This window comes from Staphylococcus devriesei, from assembly GCF_002902625.1.
In the GTDB taxonomy this organism is placed as follows: Bacteria; Bacillota; Bacilli; order Staphylococcales; family Staphylococcaceae; genus Staphylococcus; species Staphylococcus devriesei.
In genome coordinates, this window is the sequence record NZ_PPRG01000043.1 from 25,003 (window position 1) to 48,651 (window position 23,649).

Sequence of the window (23,649 nt, forward strand, 5' to 3'; positions counted from 1 at the left end):
CATTAACAAATTAAAAGTCGAAATGTTCACCTTTATATTGTAAAACTGTTTACCAATTCTAACAATGCGATGATGACTATTTCGACCCTTTTTATATGTTAATCATTTCTTTCCTTTAACGTAATCTTTATCGAAGACAAACAATCTTAATAATAATATTAACGATGGAATTAATAAAAGTAAACCTAAAACAAATACGATAACTAAAGCTAAGCCCATAGAGGCATTAACACTCGAATCAGATAATTTAATATAAGGATACAACAGATAAGGTAATTTACTTAAGCCATAACCGTAAAAGGCAAAGCCCATTTGTAAAATAACCATTATAAAAGCTAATCCATGATATTTTTTTATTAAATTCAATATGCCTGCCATTAAGAAAAAGATAAAACTAATGACGAACATCCACCAATAATTAGTTACTGCATTATAGAAATGATCTGAGTTTTGAATTCTTAATGATAAGAAAACAAATAATGAAATAATAATCATCGGTGGTCCCCAAAACATGAACCAATGACGCATAAATTGATAAGCAACTTTATCTTTAGCTTTTGAAGCGTAGTAAGTTAAAAAGCCAGATGAAATGTAGAGGACACTAATGATGGCTAAGAAAACCACTGCCCATGCATAAGGACTTAATAAGAGTTGAAGCCAATCTAAATCTAGATGAGAGCCACGTTCAGTGATATAGCCCCCTTCAGAAATAGTTAATACTGTAGCTAAAGATGCTGGAATCAATAACCCAGTCAAGCCATATAAAAATATCCATGGTAATTTTGTATCTTGTCCGTAATGTTCAAAGGCATAAAAACTACCTCTAACCGAAATCAATATTAGCGCAATCGATCCAGGCACTAATAATACTGTACCTAAATAAAGTGCTGAATCTGGGAAGAAACCTACAAATCCTACGAAGAAAAATACAAAAAAGACATTTGTTACTTCCCAGACTGGATTAAGATATCGTTCAACTAAGTGATTAATTTTCTTCTCTTCACCTGTGAGCTTAGAATGTAATGTAAAGAAACCAGCCCCAAAATCAATCGAAGCAACAATGATATAGAGAAATAGGAATGTCCATAATACTGTAATACCAATACTAGTATAATCCATTATTCATGACCTCCCTTACTGATGACTTTATCTACATCTTCTTGTGCAGGTTTGTTTTTAAACATACGTAATAGTACATAAGCTGAAGTAACTAATAATACAAAGTATAATAATCCAAATAAGATTGTAACGAGCGTGATACCTCCAGCCTGTGTAGCAGCTTGGCTTACACGCATATATCCTCTGATAATCCATGGTTGACGACCCATTTCAGTTAAGAACCATCCAAATTCAATTGCTAACATTGAGGCTGGTCCAGTGAGTAGAATCGCATAAAGTAAACCTTTGTGAGTTATGAATTTACGTAATTTCTTAATTAGCATTGTTAATACAAATGCACCTGAAATAATGAAACACAATACTCCCATAGAAACCATTAGATCAAAGAAGTAGTGAACGATCATTGGTGGAAGTGTGTCTTTAGGAAAATCATTTAGACCTTCAACTTTTGTATTTACATTGTTATCAGCTAGGAAACTAAGCATGCCTGGTATTTTAATTGCACCAGTAATTTCTTGTGTTTTTTCATTTAACACACCGAAGAACACTAAATCAGCTTTTGAACCTGAGTTAAAGTGCCATTCATAAGCTGCTAATTTTTCAGGTTGAACTTGATGAAGAAACTTCGCTGATAGATCCCCTGCCAACATAGATAATAATGTCGATAGAAAGCCAACAACCATTGTCATTTTCAATGCTTTTTTATGGTACTCTTTATCTTTGCTAAATTTATTTTTTAATAGTTTAAAAGCTGCAATTGACGCTAAAATAAATGCCATAGTCATACCTGCTGTCGCAATAACATGAAATGCTCTGACTAAAAATGAAGGATTGAACATTGCTTCAAATGGTTGTACATTCACCATTTTCCCATTTTTCATTTCAAAACCAGCTGGCGTATTCATAAATGAATTAACCGATGTAATAAAGAATGCTGAGAAGGAGCCACCAATAATCACAGGTATGCTGATTATAAAGTGAATCCATTTATTCTTAAAACGTTCCCAAGTATATAAATAAATACTTAAGAAGATTGCTTCAAAGAAGAACGCAAATGTTTCCATAAATAATGGTAAAGCAATAACGTGGCCACCCATTTTCATAAATGTTGGCCATATTAATGATAGTTGTAACCCGATGATTGTACCAGTTACTACACCGACTGCTACAGTAATTGTATAACCTTTCGACCAACGTTTTGCTAAAGCTATATATTTAGGATCCTTATTTTTAATCCCTAAAAATTCTGCGATGGCAAACATTAAAGGCATCCCGACACCGATAGTCGCAAAAATGATGTGCACTGCTAATGTCATACCGGTTAGGAACCGGCTAATTTCAACAGAATCCATATCTTAATCTCCTTTTCTTTATCTTTAGATTAAAAATCAATTGACTTAAATTATATTACTTTCTACATACTAACTAAATTCTTTTGCTTATTTTTTTCGAAAAAAATTAAATAAAATTCACATATTTATCACAGTTTGCAATTCTGTCAAAATTTATTTATAGTGTTTTCAGGATAATTAAAATAAGGAGCGAAATAAGATGTCTCACATTATTATATATACACAGAATGACTGTCCTCCGTGTACATTTGTAAAAAATTATTTAAGCGAGCATAACGTTGAATACGAAGAGAAAAACATCGTGAATGATACATATCGTAATGAAATGTTAGAATACGATGCGTTTGCCACACCATTCATTCTTCTAAATAATGAGCCAATGTACCAAGTAGATATGGATAAAATTAATAACGCATTTAACATTAAATCTTAATGAACAAAATTCAAAATAGCCCTAAGATAATTTCATCTGAAATCATCTTAGGGCTATTATTTAACTTAAATATTTTAAGCATTCAAAGTTTTATTTAGCAATATTATTAACTAAATCTTTAACTTCGTCTTGAGTAGCACAGTTAACTGCACGATGAGCTAATTCTGCCATTTCATTTTTACTTAAACCATTAATCTGTCTTCTAGCTTTTAAGATAGATGTAGCACTCATTGAGAATTCATCTAATCCTAAACCTAATAATAATGGAATAGCTGTTTCGTCTCCAGCCATTTCACCACACATACCAGTCCATTTACCTTCTTTATGAGAAGCTTCAATCACTTGTTTTACTAAGCGTAAAATAGCAGGATTATATGGTTGGTATAAGTATGACACGCGTTCTGACATACGATCAGCCGCCATAGTATATTGAATTAGATCATTTGTACCAATACTGAAGAAATCAACTTCTTTAGCAAAGATATCAGCTAAAGCTGCAGTTGATGGAATTTCAACCATGATACCTAACTCGATATCATCTGCTACATCATGACCATCATTCACAAGCTTTTCTTTTTCTTCTAGAAGAATTGCTTTCGCATCACGGAATTCATTGATTGTAGCTACCATAGGGAACATGATATTCAATTTACCATATGCTGAAGCACGTAATAAAGCACGCAATTGCGTTCTAAAAATGTCTTGTTGATCTAAACATAAACGAATTGCTCTATATCCTAAGAATGGATTCATTTCTTTAGGTAGATTTAGATATGGTAACTCTTTATCGCCACCAATATCAAGTGTACGTACTACAACGCGTTTATCTTTCATCGTTTCAAGTACTTTTTTATACGCCTCAAATTGCTCTTCTTCAGTTGGCATTTGGTCTCTTCCCATATAAAGGAATTCAGTTCTATATAAACCAATACCTTCAGCGCCATTTTCCATAACACCATATAAATCGTCTGGAGTACCAATATTTGCTGCTAATTCAGCATGTTCTCCATCAATTGTAACTGTTTCGGCATCACGTAATTTTTGTAATTCTTTTTTATCTTCAAAGAATCTTTCACGTTTATTTTGGTAAGCAATTAATTCGTCTTCAGTAGGATCAATAATTACGTCTCCAGTCGTACCATCAACAATAATCATATCACCTTGTTTAACTTCTTTTGTAATTGATTTAGTACCTACTACTGCAGCAATTTCTAATGAACGGCTCATTATTGCTGAGTGACTCGTACGACCACCAATATTAGTTACAAAACCTTGAACGAATTCTTTATTTAATTGTGCAGTATCAGAAGGCGTTAAATCATTGCCTACTACAACTACACTTTCATCAATCATACTTGGGTTTGGTAAATCCACACCGATAAGATGTGCTAACACACGTTTAGAAACGTCTCTAATGTCTGCTGCACGCTCTCTCATGTATTCATTATCCATAGATTCAAAGATAGTAATGAATTGAGTAGTAACTTCATTTAAAGCTTCTGGAGCACTTACTTGTTCATTTTTAATCTTCTCTTCGATAGGTTGAATTAACTCAGGATCGTCAAGTACTAATAGATGTGCATCAAAGATAGCAGCTTTATCAGGACCTAATTGTTTTTCCGCATTATTTCTAATTTTAGTTAATTCAATTTTAGAAGCTTCTAACGCATTTCTAAATTTTTGAATTTCAGCATCAGTATCTGTCACTTTTTCATTAGTAAATGATAAATCTGGTTCTACTAATAAATAAGCTTTAGCAATTGCTACACCGTCTGATGCAGCAATACCATTAATTAATTTAGACATAATTATTCAGTTAAACCTTCTTTAGATAAGACATCACTGATTGCTTGAATTGCGTCTGCTTCATCGCTTCCGTCAGCATAGATAGTGATTTCAGCATCTTTACCTACACCTAAACTCATAACACCCATGATTGATTTTAAATTAACTTTTTTACCGTTATATTCTAATTGAATATCTGAATCAAATTTTGATGCAGTTTGAACTAACATAGTTGCAGGACGTGCATGAATACCTGTTTCGTCGATAATTACATAAGATTTTTGTTCCATAATCGATTTCTCCTTCGCAAAGTTAGAATATTCAAATTTGTCATAATCTAACATAATTTTATACCATAACACTACCAAATTATAATAACTAATTCAATTCTAATACTATTGAAATACTATCATAATCATTAATTATATTAATGGAAAAGTGTTCTGAATTACTATGCTATATTTCTATTCTTCAATATTTATACTTACCTTTATTTCTATTGAAACTGTTTAAGTAATTTAAGTTTAAAATATATTTAGAATGACAAACTTTAAAACCATCTTAATATAGCTTTAACATTAAGCTCACTTCAATTATACTACAACATTTTGCTTTTAAATAATATCATTAAGAACTTTTTCGCATTTTTCGATATGATCTCGTCCTAATTTATTCATAAAATAATAGCTAATTGAAGCTGAAACGGCTTGACCTACTACTGGGAACCATCTAGTTTGTTTTGCAGCCGTACGTTTTGCCATATCTCTAATAATCACTTTTAGCATCGCACTTGTCACTTTTCTACCTATAAATGAACTACCTTGAATTGCTGCAGCAGCTAAAATTCGCTCTTTAGCATCATCGCCTAACGTGTTAACTTGCTTATGGTCAAGTCCATAAATTTTATTAATATCTTCTATTATGTCTCTAATTAATTTGATATCTACACCAAAATCTAACCCAGGGATAGGAACTACAGTCATACTTGAAGATAGTAAGGATTTCTTCTTAACAATTGATTCAGCTTTCGCTCTACGTTCTGCTATTTCTTCCTTAGTAGTTGGTAATACACTTTTTTCTTTAATTTCTTCAATATTTAAAACTCTGTTACCTACTTTATTCGTAACGCCGCTTGTTAGTCTATTCATTATACTCATGCTTAGACACACCTTCCTTTAATCATTTATTAAACAGTTATACCCAATTTTATTGTTTTAATGCTTAATATTTATGAAAACAGCTTTCAAATACTTAGACGGTTTATAGTGAGGATGTGTTTTAAAATCTTTCGGCAGTCCCATTACTTCTTTAATTTCATATTCCACGCCAGCATTTTCTAATGTACTTTTTATAACATTTTTAAATGATTTCAATGGGAATACACTAGAATTGGTACATAATAATAAGGAACCATTAGGTGCTAAAACTTCTAACGCACCGTTAATTAAATCATCATAATTCTTTTGAACCGAAAATGTTTTTTTCTTGTTACGCGCAAAACTAGGTGGATCGATTACGATTGTGTCGTACTCTTTACCGTGTCGTGCTGCGTAATTATAAAAATCAAATGTATCCATTACATAGATATATTGACTTTTAGGATCGATGGCGTTCAAACCGAAATTCTCTTCTGTTAAAGCACGTGATCGATTTGCTAAGTCGACACTTGTAGTATGCTTAGCATGTTTAGCAGCTACTACTGAGAAAGCACCTGTATAACTGAACAAGTTCAGTATTTTTCTTCCTTCTGAAAATTGGTCTCGTAATTTTTTACGTACCTCTTTTTGATCTAAGAATATGCCAGTCATTAACCCATCATCTAAATATACATTATAAAATGTGAAATTCTCTTCAATTACAATTGGGAATTCAGGTGTATCACCTAGCACATGACCGCCAGTGTACTCGGAATCTTTAAAGCGCATTTTCTCATAAATAGAGCTAAAATCAAATACTTGTTGAATCGCTTCAATAACATTGTAGCGGAATTTATACATGCCTCTTGAGTACCATTGAATCAGTAAATGGCCGTTATAATTATCAATGGTTAAGCCACCGACACCGTCACCTTCAGCATTAAATAATCTATAAGCGTTAGTACCTTCAATGTTACGATAATATTCTCGTTCTTCTAACGCTTGCTTAAATAATTTTACGAAAAACGGCGTATTAATGTCTTCATTTTGATCATAACTTAATACCCACCCTAATCCTTTATGTTGACGACCTACATAAGCTGTCGCAATATATCGGTTATCCTCCGTGACTAAATGAAATAAATCGCCTTCTTTTAAATGATCATGTTGATAAATATCATCTTCATTTACCAACGGATATTGATTTAAATATTTTGTTTCTTTTCCTTTATTTAACGTTGCTATTTTCATTATCGAATTCTCCTATTTAAATCATATTTATACTTACTTTTACTTTTTGAAAATTTTTCTTATTTAGGCTCGTTATCATTTTAACAAATTTAAAATTTTGATTACACACATAAACGCCGAAAACGTCAAAACTAAAGGCTAAGACATTTTTAACTAAATGCCCTAGCCTCCTAGCGAAACGTATTCAATTATGGTCGTTCTCTTAATTGCAATGCAAATGCGACGATGACTGCAATTAACATTAAAATTAAAGTTGGCGTAATAAATACAGATAAAAGCAAACCATGAATCATAATATTAATAAACTCTGTTAGCAATTTAAAGAATAAAATGCTTATCATAAAGAGTTGTAAATAATAAAACTTACCTCTCAAGAAATGTGTCAATGTGGTAGCAACATAAATGATAATGATGAACATTAGCAATAATAACGTTATCCATTCGATGACATATTGAGTTTGCGATAACTCCCATTCACCAGACACAAATAAAGCATTTCTATTATTAAACTCTATAAAAGTAAATAAGAATAAAATGAAACCACAGAAGATTTCTACATAAGCAGGTTTAATCCATTTAGGACGTCTCATCCAACTTGGAATATCATCTTTTTCAAGATTAAAGATATTTTTAAATTTGTTTTTAAACTTATCACGTTTAGATCTGATTTTATCTAAATCTACACTTCTTCTCGTCTTATGTGCATATTCGGATGTTTTATCTTGTAGTTGTTTAAAATGAACTTTAGATTGATTCGAAACATTTCCTTTACTTGCTCTTGATAATTCAGGTTCTTCTTCACCAAGTTCTTCTTTAGTTAATGGTAGTGCGCGTCTTAAGAATAAGAAATTCCAAATAGAAGCTTGTGCTAATAACCACATAACTAAAAAGAATGTATTTACGCTTAAAATATCGATTGGCTCAATTTCATTTGCATCGATTTTACCATATAACGAAATTTGGGTGATTAAATAACTTATTCCGTATGAAATAATTATCCATAGATAATGACTCTTTCTATTTTCTTCATAAAGTTCATCTTTATAAACGATGTATCCAGTATGAATGATAAATGGAATAATAAAAATCACTGCCCAAAAGCCATATACTTGGGTCATTAAGGTAATTGTAATAAGGAAGTATAAAACACCAATAATTAAAAAGAATACTGAGATGTCGTAATCGTATTTAGTAGTACGATATAATGTATATCCAATAAACATTACAATAATACCAAATAAAATAATTATGACTGCACTTACAATAGGAAAGTTGCCTATGAATCTACTCATCACTCTAATAATTTCACTGAAGAATGCATTAAGGAAGTCCCATAAATTATGAATTTTTAATTCAGCTTTATTTTTATCCTTTAATTCATTAATTAAAGGTAAATTAACTAAAATAATGAGACCCGTGAAGAGTGAAACGAGACCGATAAGATAACTATAAATTATCTCGGTGTGTTTCTTAAGAAAAGACATACTGTTCACCTCAAAATTCATTATATATGAAGTTTTTACTCTTGTCTTTATTAAAGAGTAAAATACAACTTGAGACCTATAAAAGTTTATCTTTAATTCTAATGGGTAGAACATAAATGTAATAATTATTCGTGTAAGGAGTGTTGCATTATGACAAACGAAGATAATAAAAAATTATCAGCTGAAAAAGCTAAAGAAGTAGAAGAAAAACTAAAAGACCAAAACGAAGAAAAAACTAATGACACTGAACAAACTAAAAAAGATGTTCAAGATACTTTAGACTAATTTAGATAGGGAGCAGGACAGAAATATAGGGAGAGAAACAGAAATCTAATGAAATTTCAAAGATTTTATTGTTTCACCCCGGCAAGGTTGACTAGAGATGAAGAAAGTCCAAGTCGGACGCATTTTCATCTCAGACAACTACTGCCTAATTTCAAAGATTTAGTAGTCCCAACCCAGCAAAGTTGACTAGAAATTAAGAAAGTGAAGTTCGAGCGCCTCTTAATTTCAGTTAGCTACTGCCAAATATAATAGAGACTAAGCCATTTCTATATTAATGGCTTAGTCTCTATTTTTAGGTCCTAAAATAAATATACATAAAATCTATGAATTCCTATCAGTTTTAATCAAAATCCTTGAATAACCTTGACATTAATTAGGAAAAGTCATACATTTAAACTAAATTAAATAACAACGCACTAGGGGTGTGTATACTGAGATGAGGTGTTGCCTCAAACCCTTCGAACCTGAACTAGCTAAGACTAGCGTAGGAAAGTGTTGCTAACATAAATAATTCCAACTTTTTATAAAGTATTTTATTTGAGTCGCACAACTTTCTACGGAGGGTTGTGCGTTTTTTTAGGAGGAAACTTTATGTCAAAAGGTTTAAAGCTTTCAGAAATATTAGTAACTGTACTGATTGCTGTAGTATTTGCAATTATTTATAACTTATGGTGGTTTGCCTACAATGTAGCGCAAGTTGCAGGTCTTCATATTGAGCAAGTCACTTATGGTGTTTGGTTTATGGCAGCTATCGTCGCATATCTAATTATTCCTAAACCAGGTATCGCATTAATTGCAGAATTTGCTGCTGGCGCTGGTGAAACAATCGTAATGGGAAAATTTGATATTCCAACAATCATTTATGCTATTTTACAAGGTTTAGCATGTGAAATTATTTTCGCTATTTTTAAATATAAATCAAGATCTTTGATGGTAGCAGCATTAGCTGGATTAGCTACAGCGCTTATTTCATTTCCAGTGGATTACTTCTACGGTTATTTAAATGAAGTAGCAGGCTGGAACTTACTATTATTCATTGTTTTCCGTGCGATTAGTGGTATTGTAGTTGCTGGATTACTATCTTATTATATTGTCAAAGCGTTGGATCAAACTGGCGTAACTAAATTATTCCGTCCAGCTTCTCAAAAAGACTACGACAACCTATAAGGGGAAATTATTGTGTTAAAAGTAAAAAATTTACGTCTTAAATATCCAAATGGCGAAAGAAAAATTTTCGATAATTTAAATATTGAAATTAAAGATAAAGAAAAAGTGCTTTTACTAGGTCCTTCTGGATCTGGTAAAAGCACATTGCTTAATGTGTTAAGTGGTATTGTTCCTAATTTAATAGAACTGCCAATGAAATATGATGAATTAGAAATTAATCCGCAATCAGGTGTTATCTTTCAAAATCCAGATACGCAATTTTGTATGCCAAAAGTTTATGAAGAATTAGCTTTCGTATTAGAAAATAAGAAAGTTCCACGTAACGAAATGGACGAACAAATTAAACAAGCCCTTACTTCTGTTAACTTAAATGTAACTGATACTACTTATGTTAATCACTTGAGTGGAGGGATGAAACAGAAATTAGCTATTGTGGAAACTATTTTACAAGAAGCTGATACACTCTTTTTAGACGAACCTACTGCAATGTTAGATGTAGAGGCTACAGCGGATTTGTGGCAACAATTAATTCATTTATGGGCAGATCAAACAGTGCTTATTGTTGAACATAAGGTTGAACATATTTGGCAACACGTTGATCGCGTTATCTTAATGAACTATGAAGGAGAGATTATTGCTGATAACACCCCAGAGTACATCTTGAAAAATTGTGAAGACTTACTAACTGAATTCGGTGTTTGGCATCCTCACGCATGGAATCATGCGCCAGAACGCTTTGCTCTTTCTCCCGATTACACTAAAACACTATTTTCATATAAAGATGGCCGTGTTACTCGTGGTAAAAAAGACTTATTCCACGTACCAGAACTATCTATTCATCCTGGTGAATGGATTACAATTACTGGGAAGAATGGTACTGGGAAGACCACACTTCTCGAATCTATAATGCAGTTAATAAAACATAAAGGTCAAATGTACTATGAAGATACTTTATTGAAAAAAATCAAAGATGCGGCGCAACATATGTATCTCGTTTATCAAAATCCAGAGTTACAATTTATCACAAACTCTGTATATGAAGAAATACATATTCATTACAACCATCAAGAACCAGAAAAAGCCGAAGCACAAACGCAACGCCTTTTGAATTTATTGCATTTGGAAACAGTAAAAAACCAACACCCATTTGAATTATCAATGGGTCAAAAACGGCGCTTGAGTGTAGCTACCGCATTAAGTTCAAAGGCTGAAATTATTTTATTAGATGAACCAACTTTTGGTCTAGATAGTCATAATACATTTCAATTAATTGAACTTTTCCAAGAACGTGTTGCTAAAGGGCAAACGATTGTCATGGTTACGCACGATCCAGAAATCATATACCGTTACCCTACACGTCGCTTAAACGTAGAGAATGGACAACTTGTGGAAATGGAGGGTGACGCACATGTTTGAACGTTGGAAAAAACGATTCACATTCGTTGATGATGTAAATATCATAACTAAGTTATTGCTTGGCGTCGCTTTATTCTTTTTCATCATTTTCGTCCATAACTTTGATTACATGATTTACATTACACTATTAATGTTTATATTCTTATTGTTATTTAATGGCACTGAACTTAAGATAACTGGCTCTTTCCTCCTAGTTACCGTATTCTTTGCCCTACTATCATCATTATTTATGATTCTGTATGGTGATGGTACACACATGCTATTCACTTGGGGAATTATCCAAATTAGTATAGAAAGTATCGTTCGTGGTATACATTTATCCTTACGTACAATTACAGTTTCAATGTTTGGTATCTTAATTGCATTAACTTCACAAATCGTCATGATATTTTATAGTTTAATGCAACATTTAAAAATTAAACCTAAAATTGCTTATGCCTTTATGGCAGCAATCAGAATGGTACCTTTAATCTTCACGTCACTGATTCAACTTAGACGTTCTTTAAAGATGCGCTATCAGATGATTGATTCCTCAAATTACCGAGGATTAAAACGCTTTAAACACTTAATCATTCCGATTTTAAGTCAGAATATACGTCGTGCCCATCAATTATCAGTAGCCATGGAATCTAAAGGATTCAAAGATGGACCAAGAACGTATTATTATAAAGCACCATTCTCATATAAAGATATACTATTCGTAATCTGTTTAATTGGCATTTTAGCTTTAGCTTTCTATCTCTCACAAACTTTCCCAATTACTGGCATTACCGATGCCCGTGTTTCTGGAAAAGTAGGCTAAGTTAAAAGTGAATATAGAAAAACTAGCTCTGAAAAATCTGTTAGCAGACTTTTTCAGAGCTAATTTTATATATAGAGAGAAGTAACCTAATCTATCACATGCATTATCTTTCACTTTTATTTTTTCAATGCTTTATTACCTATGTCCTTACGATAGAATAAATTATCGCTTTTTACACGTTCAACATTTTGGTATGCGGCTTTTTGTGCAGCTTCAATAGTTCGACCTTTTCCAATAGCAAGAAGTACTCTTCCTCCTGAAGTTACGAAGTCATCATTCTCTTTACGTAACCCGCTCACAAAATACTCCTCGTTCAACTTAAAGCCAGAGACTTTAGCGCCTTTACTATATGAACCAGGATAGCCTTTAGAAGCTAACATTACGCCCACAACGAAATCATTATGCCATTGGAAGCGTATAGGCTCTTTACGATCTAAAGCAACGATTTGAGCCATTAAATCACTTTCAAGACGACTTAATAACACTTGCGCTTCTGGATCACCAAAACGGGCATTAAATTCAATAACTTTTGGTCCTTCTGACGTTAAAATCGCGCCAATATACAATAAGCCAAAATAATTATAACCTTCAGCTTTTAGCGCTTTAGCAATAGGTTGCGCAATCTCTTGATTTGTGCGAGTCAACACGTCTTTATTAATATGTGGCACTGGACAATATGCACCCATCCCACCGGTATTAGGCCCTTCATCATTGTCGTAAGCACGCTTATGATCTTGTGCAATACAATCGAACGGCACTGCGTATTCTTCATTAACAAACGTCATTAAAGAGAATTCTTCACCTTCTAAGAACTGTTCGAAAACGACTTTCCCCTGTTCTTCAGGATACACTTCTTCGACCGCTTCAATCGCTTCTTCACGAGTATGGGCGATGATGACTCCCTTACCAGCTGCGAGTCCGTCTTTCTTCACGACAATAGGTAACTCACATATATTAACGAAATCTAACGCCTCTGTTTTATTTTTAGTTTCTTTATAATCCGCAGTTGGGATATGATATTTAGCCATAAGCTGTTTAGCGAATAGTTTAGACCCTTCAATTTGAGCAGCATCTTTATTCGGACCAAAGACTTTTACACCAGCTTGACGTAATTTATCAGGTAGGCCATCGATTAATGGTTGCTCTGGTCCTACGATAACCCAATCAATATGCTGTTGAGCTACAAAGTCCAATATCTTTTCATGATCATTTTCAGCGATGTCTGAATGCACTTCCGCCAAGGTTACCATCGCGTCATTGCCAGGAATAGCATATAATTGCTTAACTAAAGGCGATTGACTCAATTTAGAAACTAATGCATGCTCTCGACCACCAGCGCCAATAACTAATACTTTCATTCAAAATACCCCTTTCATTATCAATAGCTTTAATAGTTAGTGTTTAAAGTGACGCATACCTGTCGTTACCATAGCGATGCCATACTTATTTGCCATATCTATAGATTCTTGATCTTTAATAGAACCACCAGGTTGAATAATGGCTTTAATACCATGTTCTGCAGCTAATTCGACAGTATCCCCCATTGGGAAAAATCCATCTGAGATTAATGCGACATTATCATTGATTTCAATTGCTCTTTCTAATGCAATTTTTGCAGCGCCTACACGGTTCATTTGTCCTGCACCAATTCCCACCGTTTGTTTATGATTACTCAAGATGACCGCATTACTTTTCACAGAGGGAATTACTTTCCACCCTAACAGCATAGCTTCCCATTGGTCATCAGTTGGTTCAACTTCAGTCACTACCTGCATCTCTTCTTTAGCAACTTCATAATTATCTTTATCTTGGACTAAATAACCACCTGAGACAGATACAAATTCTTCTTCACGTTTATCAACAGTCATATCAATTTCTAATAAACGGATATTTTTCTTTTTCGTTAAAATGTCTAATGCTTCATCAGTAAATCTTGGGGCAATAACTACTTCTAAAAAGATTGAATGTAACGTTTCAGCTAATTCACGAGTGACAGTTCTGTTTACAGCAATGATGCCTCCAAAAATAGACTGATTATCAGCGTCATAAGCATTTTTAAAGGCAATTTCAATATTTTTACCTATACCAACACCACATGGATTCATGTGCTTAACTGCTACAGCAGCCGCTTCATCAAACTTCTTCACTAAAGTAAGCGCCGAGTCGGCATCCTTAATATTGTTATAACTTAGTGCTTTACCATGTAATTGTTTTGCTCCAGCAATCGTATGCTTACTTTTAGATGTACGCACAAAACGAGCTGATTGTTGAGGATTCTCCCCATATCTTAATTGTTCACTATCTCCTTTAAAGAAGCTAACAATCGCATGATCATATTCTTTTGTATGCTCAAAGACTTTAATCATTAATTCCTTGCGATAGTCTTCATCTAAACTGTCTTCTTTAATACGTTCAATTACTTCATTATAATCAGCCGGATGTACTACTGTAGTGACGTGTTTGAAGTTTTTAGCTGCTGCACGTAACATAGTAGGCCCACCGATATCAATATTTTCAATAGCATCTTCTTCTGTAACATCTGGATTAGCCACTGTTTTTTGAAAAGGATATAAGTTTACGACGACCATATCGATTAAATCAATATGATGTTCTGATAACTGCTCAAGATGTTCAGGTTTACTACGATCAGCCAAGATACCACCATGTACAGCAGGATGTAACGTTTTTACGCGTCCGTCCATGATTTCAGGAAATTGAGTTAAATCAGAAACAGATTTGACAGGTACAGCCGCTTCTTCTAAAGCACGTTTCGTTCCGCCAGTTGAATATAATTCATAGTTTAAGTTGCTTAATGACTTAGCAAATTCTACTATTCCACTTTTGTTTGAGACACTTAAAATTGCTTTTTTCATGATTAACTTAACTCCTTATTTAATAATCTTAGCTACCACACTAGGATAAAGTTCGTATTCTAAATGTTTTACACGGTCTTCCAAATCTTCTTTAGTATCGTCCTCTTTAATTTCACATTGTCGTTGTTCAATTATTTCTCCCGTATCCATCCCACTATCAACATAATGAACAGTTGACCCAGTTATATTATCGCCACTATTAAATGCTTGTCCAATCGCATCTTTCCCCTTATATTTTGGCAATAATGATGGGTGGATATTTAAAATTTTACCTTCGTAAGCATCAAGTAAGTCAGGTCCAATTAATCTCATATAACCAGCTAATATAATCCACTCAACCTCATCAAGCTCTAACAATTGAATTAAGCGACGTTCGTATTCAGCTTTAGAGGCGAAGTCTTTTGGCTCATTTATATGAACCGCAACCTTTAATTTTTTAGCACGCTCAATACAATATGCATCATGATGGTCTGTATATAATGCAGTAATCTCAATATTATTAAGTTCACCTTTATCGGCACGTTGTACAATATTTTCAAAATTACTGCCCGAACCAGAAGCGAAGATAGCTACTTTAGCCACTATTCTACCCCCTCTAAGATAATAGGTTTGTCTTGGTTAGCTATAACGTCACCAATTTTATAAGCTGAGATGCCTTGTTGCTTCAAGATTTCGATTGCTTGTTCCACATCTTTTTGTTCTACAATAACTGTATAGCCAATCCCCATATTAAAGACGTTATACATTTCATCTATTTGTATTCGAGCTTGTTGTTGTAACCAATCGAAGACTTTTGGTGTTGGGAATGATTGTATGTTAATCTTCGCTGTTAAACCTTCAGGTAAGCCACGTGGAATATTCTCGTAGAATCCCCCTCCAGTAATATGGTTCATGCCTTTAATTTGGACAGCCTTTTTCAAAGCAAGAATAGGCTTAACATATAATTGGGTTGGAGCTAAAAATGTCTCTAAATAAGTACTACCATCGAAAGTTTCATTTAAATTAATACCAGATTCTTTAATCAATTTACGGACTAGGCTGTAACCGTTGGAATGAATACCGTTTGAAGCGAGTCCAATGATAGCTTGACCTTCTTCAATAGCTGAACCATCAATATAATCTGCTTTCTCAACGGCTCCTACCGCAAATCCAGCTAAGTCGTATTCGCCTTCATGATACATTTCGCCCATTTCAGCCGTTTCTCCACCAATAAGAGCTGTGTTAGTTTCTTCACAACCATCACTAATACCTTTAACAATCTGTTCAATAACTTCTGGAACCACTTTATTAGTAGCAATGTAATCTAAGAAATATAATGGTTCAGCGCCAGTAGTAAGTATATCGTTAACGCACATTGCAACGGCATCAATGCCAATTGTATCGTGTTTATCATGATCGATAGCGAGTTTTAATTTAGTACCTACGCCATCTGTGCCTGAAACAAGGACTGGCGCAGTCATATTAAGTTGTGACAAATCAAATGTCGCACCAAAGCCACCTAACCCACCTAATACTTCTTTGCGCATTGTGCGTTGTACGTGACTAGACATTCTTTCAACTGCTTCGTAACCTGCGTGAATATCAACACCTGATTGTTCATAAGCTTTAGACATGGATATTACCCTCTCTATCAAAGTAGTGTTTGTGATTCTCGATATAATCTTTTTGACGTTGACTTAAATTTTTATAATAATTTTCTTCATAATCAAATAGGCCTGCTGGATAGTCACCAGTAAAGCTTTCTACACATAACCCGCTATAAGGCGAATCATAATCTAAACCAATTGATTCGATTAATCCTTCCACACTTAAATAGGCTAATGAATCTGCCCCAATATAATCGCAAATTTCTTCTGGCGATTTACTTGCAGAAATAAGTTCTGCAGTCGTGGAAACGTCTATACCATAAAAACTTGGGAACATGAATTCTGGGGAAGCGATACGTACGTGAACTTCTTTGGCGCCAGAATCTTTTAACATTCTAACGATACGCTTGCTTGTAGTTCCACGTACAATTGAATCATCCACTAAGATAATATTTTTTCCGTCCACGATATCTTTAACAGCAGATAATTTCACGCGTACTCCTTGTTCACGTAATTCTTGTGTTGGTTGTATAAATGTTCGCGCCACATATTGGTTTTTTACTAATCCCATCTCATAAGGCAGTTTAATTTCTTCTGCATAGCCACTAGCGGCAGATAAAGAAGAATTAGGTACGCCAATAACCATATCAGCTTTGGCTGGGCTTTCTTGCGCTAACTTTTTACCTGAAGCTTTACGCACGGCGTGCACATTTTTCCCAGCAATAGTAGAGTCAGGTCGTGCAAAGTATATATATTCCATAGCTGATATAGCTGTATTTGTTTGACTTGTATATGATTTAACTTCTATTCCATTGTTATTAATAACGACGTATTCGCCCGCATGAATATCTTGGACATATTCAGCACCTAATACATCTATAGCACATGTTTCACTTGCTAAGATGTAAGTGCCATCTTGCATTTTACCGACTACTAAAGGACGAATAGCATTAGGATCTACCGCGCCATATAAAGCATCTTTAGTTAATATAGCAAATGTAAAGCCACCTTTAATTTGTCTCAAACTTTCTTTTAAGGCTTCTTCAAATGTTGGCGCTTTGCTACGACGAATTAAGTGCATAATAACTTCAGTATCTGAAGATGAGTGGAAAATGGCTCCATGTTTTTCCAAATATTGGCGTAATGATTTAGCATTAATTAAGTTTCCGTTATGACAAATGGCAACGCTCATATCGTAAAAGTGATATAGGAAAGGTTGAATATTCTCGATACCTTTATTACCTGAAGTTGCGTAACGAACATGTCCAATAGCGTTATGACCAATTTTAAGTCGTTCCATTTGGACTTCTTTAATTGCTTCAGTTAGTAATCCAAGACCGCGCTCTCCCTTTAATCTTTCCCCGTCTGACACGACAATACCTGCGCCTTCTTGGCCACGATGTTGTAAGCTATGAAGTCCCATGTAAGTAAGTTGGGCTGCTTCAGCGTGATTCCAGATTCCAAAAACGCCACATTCTTCGTTTAATCCACTGTAGTCAAACATTGCGCAATTGCTCCTTCCCAATGTTCTTTAATGTCTGAGACTTTTTCCGTAATAGTAGTTTGGGCATTGGTAACTTTAAACTCATCTACGTCTGTTAACTGACCAATTTCAATCGCGTTATCGATATCTAAGGTTTGTCCTTCTTTTACCGCAATAATATAACGTCCTTGAGTCTCACTGAATAGTTGGGCATTTGAAAGGTTTAATTGTGCTTCTATGCCAAGGCTATAGTGCGCACTAATACGTGCTAATGTAATTAATAAACCGCCTTTACCTACTGTTTGCACATGTGAGGCTACGCCATTTCTAATAGCTGCTTTAACCGCTTCACCTTTGGCTACTTCATCACTTAAATCAATCGCTTCAAACTCATGATTCACATTGTTATATAATAATTTCTCTATTTGACTTCCTCCAAAGTCATCTCTAGTTTCGCCAACTAAATATAACTTATGCCCTGCTTTAGGATGGAAATCATTTAAATAATTAATATCTTCAATTAGTCCTACCATACCGACAACTGGGGTTGGAAATATTGATGTGCCGCGTGTTTCGTTATACAAAGAAACGTTACCTGAAACTACTGGTGTTTTAAGCACTTCACATGCTTCTGACATTCCTTTAGTCGAATCTATTAACTGTTGATAAATTTCTTTTTTCTCTGGAGAACCATAATTTAAACAGTCAGTCATCGCAAGTGGTGTGGCACCTACTGCTATGAGATTGCGATAGGCTTCAGCAACGACCGTTTTTCCACCTTCGTATGGTTGGTTATAAACATAACGTGCTTCGCCATCAATCGTAGAGGCAATCGCTTTGTTTGTACCTTCGACACGTACGACTGATGATTGTAAACCTGGTTTAATGATTGTATTAGCTCCTACTTGTTGATCATATTGTTCATATAGATAGTGTTTAGAAGCTATTGTTGGGTGTATTAATAATTTTTCAAACACATCTTGAACATCAATGGATGAGTAATCATTTTTAGAAGTATTATATTCTTTATCTTCACCTTCAAGTACATATACAGGTGCTTCATCTGCTAAAGATTGAACTGGTATATCCGCAAAGGTTTCGTCTTCATATTTAAGCACGAAGCGGTCAGTATTCGTAACTTCACCAATAACGGCACTATCTAATTCGTGTTTTTCAAATAAGTCTAAGAATTTTTGTTCAGTACCTTTTTCAACGACAAGCAACATTCTTTCTTGTGTTTCTGATAGCATCATCTCATATGGAGAAATACCTGGTTCACGTGTTGGAACTTGATCTAAATGTAAGACAAGTCCACTACCACCTTTAGCTGCCATTTCTGATGAAGATGATGTTAAACCTGCAGCACCCATATCTTGAATACCAACTAATTCTTCAAACGTAATTGCTTCTAAAGTAGCTTCCATTAATTTCTTACCAACGAACGGGTCACCAATTTGAACTGATGGACGTTTACTTTCACTTTCTTCAGTTAATTCTTCCGAAGCAAAGGTTGCGCCATGGATACCGTCACGGCCTGTTTTTAATCCTACGTAAATAACTGAGTTGCCTTCACCTTTCGCCGTACCTTTTTGAATCATATCGTGATCAATAACGCCTACACACATCGCATTAACTAATGGGTTACCGTCATAACGATCATCAAATTCAATTTCACCCGCAGTGGTTGGAATACCGATACAATTACCATAGCCACCGATACCACGTACGACACCTCTAAGTAAACGTTGATTTTGTTTTTTCGATAATTCACCAAAGCGAAGACTATTTAATAAGTTAATAGGTCTTGCCCCGATTGAAACGATATCTCTAATAATGCCACCTACACCCGTTGCAGCACCTTGGTAGGGTTCGATTGCAGAAGGATGATTGTGCGATTCTACTTTGAATACTACGGCTTGTTCATCGCCAATATCAACTACACCAGCCCCTTCACCTGGACCCATTAAGACGTGTTCGCCGGTTGTAGGGAATTGTTTTAAGAAAGGTTTAGAATGTTTGTAAGAACAATGCTCACTCCACATTACTGAGAAGATACCTACTTCTGTAAAGTTAGGTTCTCTTCCTAAAATCGTACATACTTTCTCATATTCTGCATCGCTTAAACCCATATCTTGATATAATTTTTCAAGTTTAATTTCTTCAATACTAGGTTCGATAAACTTAGACATTTTGTTCCCTCCAACTATTAACCATTGCTTCGAATAATTTCACGCCACTATCTGTGCCAAGAATTGTTTCAAGTGCTCTTTCTGGATGAGGCATCATGCCACACACATTCCCTTCTTTGTTTACAATTCCGGCAATATGCTCATGTGAGCCATTTGGGTTATCTTCATACGTTAAAATAATTTGATTATTTTCAACTAATTCATTATAAATTTCGTCTGTACAATAGTAATGCCCTTCGCCATGTGCTACTGGATAGATAACAATTTCATTTTCCCCATATAAATTGGTAAAAGGAGTTTGATTATTGGCAATTTTTAGACTTTCATTTCTGCTAATGAATAAATGCGTATCATTATGAAGTAAAGCCCCTGGTAACAAACCTATTTCTGTTAAAATTTGGAATCCATTACATACACCTAGTACTGGTTTACCTTCCTTAGCAAGACGTTTTACCTCGTTAATAATTGGAGCGACGCTTGCCATTGCACCTGAACGCAAGTAATCTCCAAACGAGAAACCACCTGGAATTAACACGCCATCGAAACCTTCTAAAGATGTTTCTCGATAATCTACATATTCTGCATCAGCGCCTGATTTAATTGCTGCATTATACATATCCCTATCGCAATTGGAACCTGGAAATACGAGAACTGCAAATTTCATTTTATGCATTCTCCTTTTCATCAACGATTTTATAACTATATTCCTCAATCACTGTGTTAGCGAATAATTTTTCACTTAGTGTAGTTACAATGTTATTAACCGCTTCATCTGTTGGTTCGTCTACTGTCATATATAGCACCTTTCCAACTCTAATGTCATTCACTTGTTTATAGCCTAAGTCATGTACAGCACGGTTTAATGCTTGTCCTTGAGTATCTAACACCTGTGGTTGTAAAGTGATGTGTAATTCAATCGTTTTCATTATTTAAGATCCTCCAATTTATTTAAAAATGTTTGATATGTGTCAATAAGTGAACCAGTATCATTTCTGTAGACATCTTTATCAAAGTTAGTATCTGAATATTTATCCCAAATACGACATGTATCAGGTGAAATTTCATCTGCCAATAAGATTTTGCCATCTTGCGTTTTACCAAATTCAACTTTGAAATCAACTAATCGTAATTCCATTTCATCCATTAATTGAATCAATACTCGATTAATATCTTTAGCCATTGATTTTAATGTTTCTATCTCTTTATCATTAGCGATATTCAAAAGTTTTATATGATCGTCAGTAATTAATGGATCATTTAAATCATCATTTTTATAGAAGAATTCTACTAGTGGCGCTTCAAATTGTTTGCCCTTTTCAAGACCTAAGCGTTTTGTAATTGAACCTGTAGCAATATTTCTAACTACAACCTCTAATGGAATTATCTTTACTCTTTCAACTAATTGTTCTGTATCAGAAAGTTGTTTAACAAAATGACTATCTATGTCATTTTTAGCTAAGTAATCAAATATAATGGAGGTGATTTGATTATTTAATCGACCCTTACCTTCCATTTTATCTTTCTTAGCACCGTTTCCCGCAGTAACTTCATCTTTATATTCAACTCTTAATTGATGTGGTGTATCAGTCGAAAAGATTCTTTTAGCTTTACCTTCGTATAATAGAGACATTTATTATTCTCTCCCTTCAAATTGCTTTAGCATTTCGTCTTCAGTTGCGTTAACATCATTAGTTAAAATCGTCATATGCCCCATTTTGCGATCTGGCTTACGTTCAGGTTTACCATAAATATGAACATGCCATTCGGGATGATTACCAAACTCTTCTTCTAATAAATCTAAATCTCGTCCAAGTAGATTCATCATAACGGCAGGCTTTAAAATTTCAATTGAATGCGGCAATGCTTGACCAGTTACCGCAAGAATATGTGTATCGAATTGAGAATAATCACAAGCTTCTATTGAATAGTGCCCTGAATTATGAGGTCTCGGCGCAATTTCATTCACAAATAAATGATTAGCTTTATCAATGAAGAATTCTACTGTGAAAGTACCTACGAAGTGTACCTTCTCAATAATTTTATTAACTTCTTCTCTTGCTTCTCTTTCCTTGTCACTTCTAGCAGGAACAATCGTTTTAAATAAGATTTGGTTACGATGTTCATTTTCTTGTAGAGGGAAATAAGTAATTTGATTATGGTTACCAATGGTCACTGTTAAAGAAACCTCTTTATCAATATCAAGATAGCGTTCAGCAACGCATTCTTGATGTGTGATAAGCTCTTTAGCTTCCTCAATAAAAGTTTCATCTTTAACTAAGATTTGTCCTTTACCATCATAACCACCAAAACGTGTTTTAATAATAAAAGGATAGCCAAGCTGATGAATAGCTTGATTTAAATCGTCTTCATGTTGTACTGACAAAAAAGGAACGATTTTAGAACCCGCTTGTTCTAAAGTTTGTTTTTCAGTAAGACGGTCTTGCAATAATTGAATTGCTTGATAACCTTGAGGGATATTATATTGTTGAGTTAAATGTTCCAATTGAGTTGCCGAAATATTTTCAAATTCGTACGTAATCACATCTGATTTTTCGCCAAGTTCTTGAAGCGCATGTTCATCGTCATAGTTAGCAACAATAAAGGTATTTGCTAGCGGTCTACATGGGCTGTCCGGGTTTGGATCTAAACATATTACTTTAAATCCCATTTTCTGAGCGGATTGTGCCATCATTTTACCCAATTGACCTCCACCAATTATGCCTACTGTGTCACCGAACTTTAGCTTATTGAAGTTCATTTTGCATTTCACCTACTTTATCTGAAAGTGACTGTTCATAATATTCTAAATTCTTACGAACTGATTCATTACTTATGCTTAAAATTCTAGCTGCTAGAATGCCTGCATTTTTAGCTCCTGCAGTACCAATCGCAGTTGTTGCAACCGGGATTCCGCCAGGCATTTGAACAATTGATAATAATGAATCTAGTCCTTTTAAACTTTTAGATTCGATTGGAACACCAATCACAGGTAAAGTTGTCAATGAAGCTACCATGCCAGGCAAATGTGCTGCGCCACCAGCTCCAGCAATAATTAGATCATACCCATTTGCATGAGCTTCGCTTGCAAAGTCGAACATTAATTTTGGCGTACGATGTGCTGACACAACTTTCTTATCATACGGAATTTCGAATTGTTCTAACATCTTGCAACTCTCTTGCATTATCTTCCAGTCTGAGGAACTGCCCATAATGACTGCTACTTTCACTTTGTACACCCTTTCAAAAGTTTGAAATTTAGATACGATTAGTTGTATATTACAGATATAG

23 protein-coding genes and 1 riboswitch are annotated in these 23,649 nt (G+C 34.3%); of the genes, 5 read left to right on the top strand and 18 right to left on the bottom strand.

The annotated features are described in order from the left end of the window. Window positions 1-102 precede the first annotated feature (102 nt). Together CD147_RS07180 and CD147_RS07185 are read right to left on the bottom strand one after the other, a co-directional pair. On the bottom strand, window positions 103-1,119 hold the full coding sequence (locus tag CD147_RS07180) for a cytochrome d ubiquinol oxidase subunit II (protein WP_103166740.1): 1,017 nt from the start codon (window positions 1,117-1,119) through the stop codon (window positions 103-105). Further along, window positions 1,119-2,471 (bottom strand): cytochrome ubiquinol oxidase subunit I, encoded by a 1,353-nt coding sequence (locus CD147_RS07185; RefSeq protein WP_103166741.1) that lies wholly within the window; start codon window positions 2,469-2,471, stop codon window positions 1,119-1,121. The genes CD147_RS07180 and CD147_RS07185 overlap by 1 nt, the downstream gene beginning before the upstream one ends. A gap of 199 nt (window positions 2,472-2,670) precedes the next feature. On the opposite strand from CD147_RS07185, the gene CD147_RS07190 reads away from it, so the two are divergent. After that, entirely contained in the window at window positions 2,671-2,904 is a 234-nt protein-coding gene (locus CD147_RS07190; protein WP_103166742.1) for a glutaredoxin family protein, read from the top strand. A gap of 90 nt (window positions 2,905-2,994) precedes the next feature. Here CD147_RS07190 and ptsP read toward each other — a convergent pair whose 3' ends face one another. The 5 genes from ptsP to auxA form a co-directional block, all read right to left on the bottom strand. Further along, the gene (gene ptsP / locus CD147_RS07195; RefSeq protein WP_103166743.1) at window positions 2,995-4,710 is read right to left on the bottom strand and encodes a phosphoenolpyruvate--protein phosphotransferase; all 1,716 of its coding nucleotides are present in this window, start codon (window positions 4,708-4,710) and stop codon (window positions 2,995-2,997) included. Between the two features lie 2 nt (window positions 4,711-4,712). After that, window positions 4,713-4,979: a phosphocarrier protein HPr gene (locus tag CD147_RS07200; protein WP_011276148.1), complete on the bottom strand. Its 267-nt coding sequence runs from the start codon at window positions 4,977-4,979 to the stop codon at window positions 4,713-4,715. 324 nt (window positions 4,980-5,303) lie between these two features. Further along, on the bottom strand, window positions 5,304-5,846 hold the full coding sequence (locus CD147_RS07205) for a DUF697 domain-containing protein (protein WP_103166744.1): 543 nt from the start codon (window positions 5,844-5,846) through the stop codon (window positions 5,304-5,306). A 57-nt stretch (window positions 5,847-5,903) separates the two neighbouring features. After that, entirely contained in the window at window positions 5,904-7,076 is a 1,173-nt protein-coding gene (locus CD147_RS07210) for a class I SAM-dependent rRNA methyltransferase (RefSeq protein ID WP_103166745.1), read from the bottom strand. A gap of 188 nt (window positions 7,077-7,264) precedes the next feature. Continuing rightward, window positions 7,265-8,560 carry a lipoteichoic acid stability factor AuxA gene (gene auxA, locus CD147_RS07215; protein ID WP_103166746.1) on the bottom strand — a complete coding sequence of 432 codons (1,296 nt, stop codon included), beginning with the start codon at window positions 8,558-8,560 and terminating at the stop codon, window positions 7,265-7,267. A gap of 150 nt (window positions 8,561-8,710) precedes the next feature. Here auxA and graF point away from each other — a divergent pair, with 150 nt between their 5' ends. The 4 genes from graF (at window position 8,711) to CD147_RS07235 (ending at window position 12,230) form a co-directional block, all read left to right on the top strand. Continuing rightward, on the top strand, window positions 8,711-8,845 hold the full coding sequence (graF, locus tag CD147_RS12220; protein WP_103166747.1) for a glycopeptide resistance-associated protein GraF: 135 nt from the start codon (window positions 8,711-8,713) through the stop codon (window positions 8,843-8,845). A gap of 408 nt (window positions 8,846-9,253) precedes the next feature. After that, a riboswitch (TPP riboswitch) is annotated at window positions 9,254-9,353 on the top strand. Window positions 9,354-9,436: 83 nt separating this feature from the next. Next, entirely contained in the window at window positions 9,437-10,012 is a 576-nt protein-coding gene (locus CD147_RS07225) for an ECF transporter S component (protein ID WP_103166748.1), read from the top strand. A gap of 12 nt (window positions 10,013-10,024) precedes the next feature. After that, window positions 10,025-11,428 carry an ABC transporter ATP-binding protein gene (locus CD147_RS07230; protein WP_103166749.1) on the top strand — a complete coding sequence of 468 codons (1,404 nt, stop codon included), beginning with the start codon at window positions 10,025-10,027 and terminating at the stop codon, window positions 11,426-11,428. Beyond that, window positions 11,421-12,230 (top strand): energy-coupling factor transporter transmembrane component T family protein, encoded by an 810-nt coding sequence (locus CD147_RS07235; RefSeq protein ID WP_103166750.1) that lies wholly within the window; start codon window positions 11,421-11,423, stop codon window positions 12,228-12,230. The genes CD147_RS07230 and CD147_RS07235 overlap by 8 nt, the downstream gene beginning before the upstream one ends. 116 nt (window positions 12,231-12,346) lie before the next feature. Here the strand turns inward: CD147_RS07235 and purD are convergent, their stop codons facing one another. From purD to purE, 11 genes are read right to left on the bottom strand one after another with little or no spacing between them, the layout of a single operon-like run. Next, complete coding sequence (purD, locus tag CD147_RS07240; RefSeq protein WP_103166751.1) at window positions 12,347-13,588, bottom strand: phosphoribosylamine--glycine ligase; 1,242 nt, start codon at window positions 13,586-13,588, stop codon at window positions 12,347-12,349. Window positions 13,589-13,624: 36 nt separating this feature from the next. Continuing rightward, entirely contained in the window at window positions 13,625-15,103 is a 1,479-nt protein-coding gene (gene purH / locus CD147_RS07245; RefSeq protein WP_103166752.1) for a bifunctional phosphoribosylaminoimidazolecarboxamide formyltransferase/IMP cyclohydrolase, read from the bottom strand. 15 nt (window positions 15,104-15,118) lie between these two features. Continuing rightward, entirely contained in the window at window positions 15,119-15,685 is a 567-nt protein-coding gene (gene purN / locus CD147_RS07250) for a phosphoribosylglycinamide formyltransferase (protein WP_103166753.1), read from the bottom strand. Beyond that, window positions 15,685-16,716, bottom strand: a complete 1,032-nt coding sequence (gene purM / locus CD147_RS07255; RefSeq protein ID WP_103166754.1) for a phosphoribosylformylglycinamidine cyclo-ligase — start codon at window positions 16,714-16,716, stop codon at window positions 15,685-15,687. Before purM ends, purN begins: the two co-directional genes overlap by 1 nt. Next, on the bottom strand, window positions 16,709-18,193 hold the full coding sequence (purF, locus tag CD147_RS07260) for an amidophosphoribosyltransferase (protein ID WP_103166755.1): 1,485 nt from the start codon (window positions 18,191-18,193) through the stop codon (window positions 16,709-16,711). Before purF ends, purM begins: the two co-directional genes overlap by 8 nt. Continuing rightward, entirely contained in the window at window positions 18,172-20,361 is a 2,190-nt protein-coding gene (purL, locus tag CD147_RS07265) for a phosphoribosylformylglycinamidine synthase subunit PurL (protein WP_103166756.1), read from the bottom strand. Before purL ends, purF begins: the two co-directional genes overlap by 22 nt. Continuing rightward, the gene (gene purQ, locus CD147_RS07270; protein ID WP_103166757.1) at window positions 20,354-21,025 is read right to left on the bottom strand and encodes a phosphoribosylformylglycinamidine synthase subunit PurQ; all 672 of its coding nucleotides are present in this window, start codon (window positions 21,023-21,025) and stop codon (window positions 20,354-20,356) included. The genes purL and purQ overlap by 8 nt, the downstream gene beginning before the upstream one ends. 1 nt (window position 21,026) lies before the next feature. After that, window positions 21,027-21,287: a phosphoribosylformylglycinamidine synthase subunit PurS gene (gene purS, locus CD147_RS07275; protein WP_103166758.1), complete on the bottom strand. Its 261-nt coding sequence runs from the start codon at window positions 21,285-21,287 to the stop codon at window positions 21,027-21,029. Then, window positions 21,287-21,991 (bottom strand): phosphoribosylaminoimidazolesuccinocarboxamide synthase, encoded by a 705-nt coding sequence (gene purC / locus CD147_RS07280; RefSeq protein ID WP_103166759.1) that lies wholly within the window; start codon window positions 21,989-21,991, stop codon window positions 21,287-21,289. The genes purS and purC overlap by 1 nt, the downstream gene beginning before the upstream one ends. A gap of 3 nt (window positions 21,992-21,994) precedes the next feature. After that, entirely contained in the window at window positions 21,995-23,119 is a 1,125-nt protein-coding gene (gene purK, locus CD147_RS07285; protein ID WP_103166760.1) for a 5-(carboxyamino)imidazole ribonucleotide synthase, read from the bottom strand. Continuing rightward, the gene (purE, locus tag CD147_RS07290) at window positions 23,106-23,588 is read right to left on the bottom strand and encodes a 5-(carboxyamino)imidazole ribonucleotide mutase (RefSeq protein WP_103166761.1); all 483 of its coding nucleotides are present in this window, start codon (window positions 23,586-23,588) and stop codon (window positions 23,106-23,108) included. The genes purK and purE overlap by 14 nt, the downstream gene beginning before the upstream one ends. Window positions 23,589-23,649: the final 61 nt, after the last annotated feature.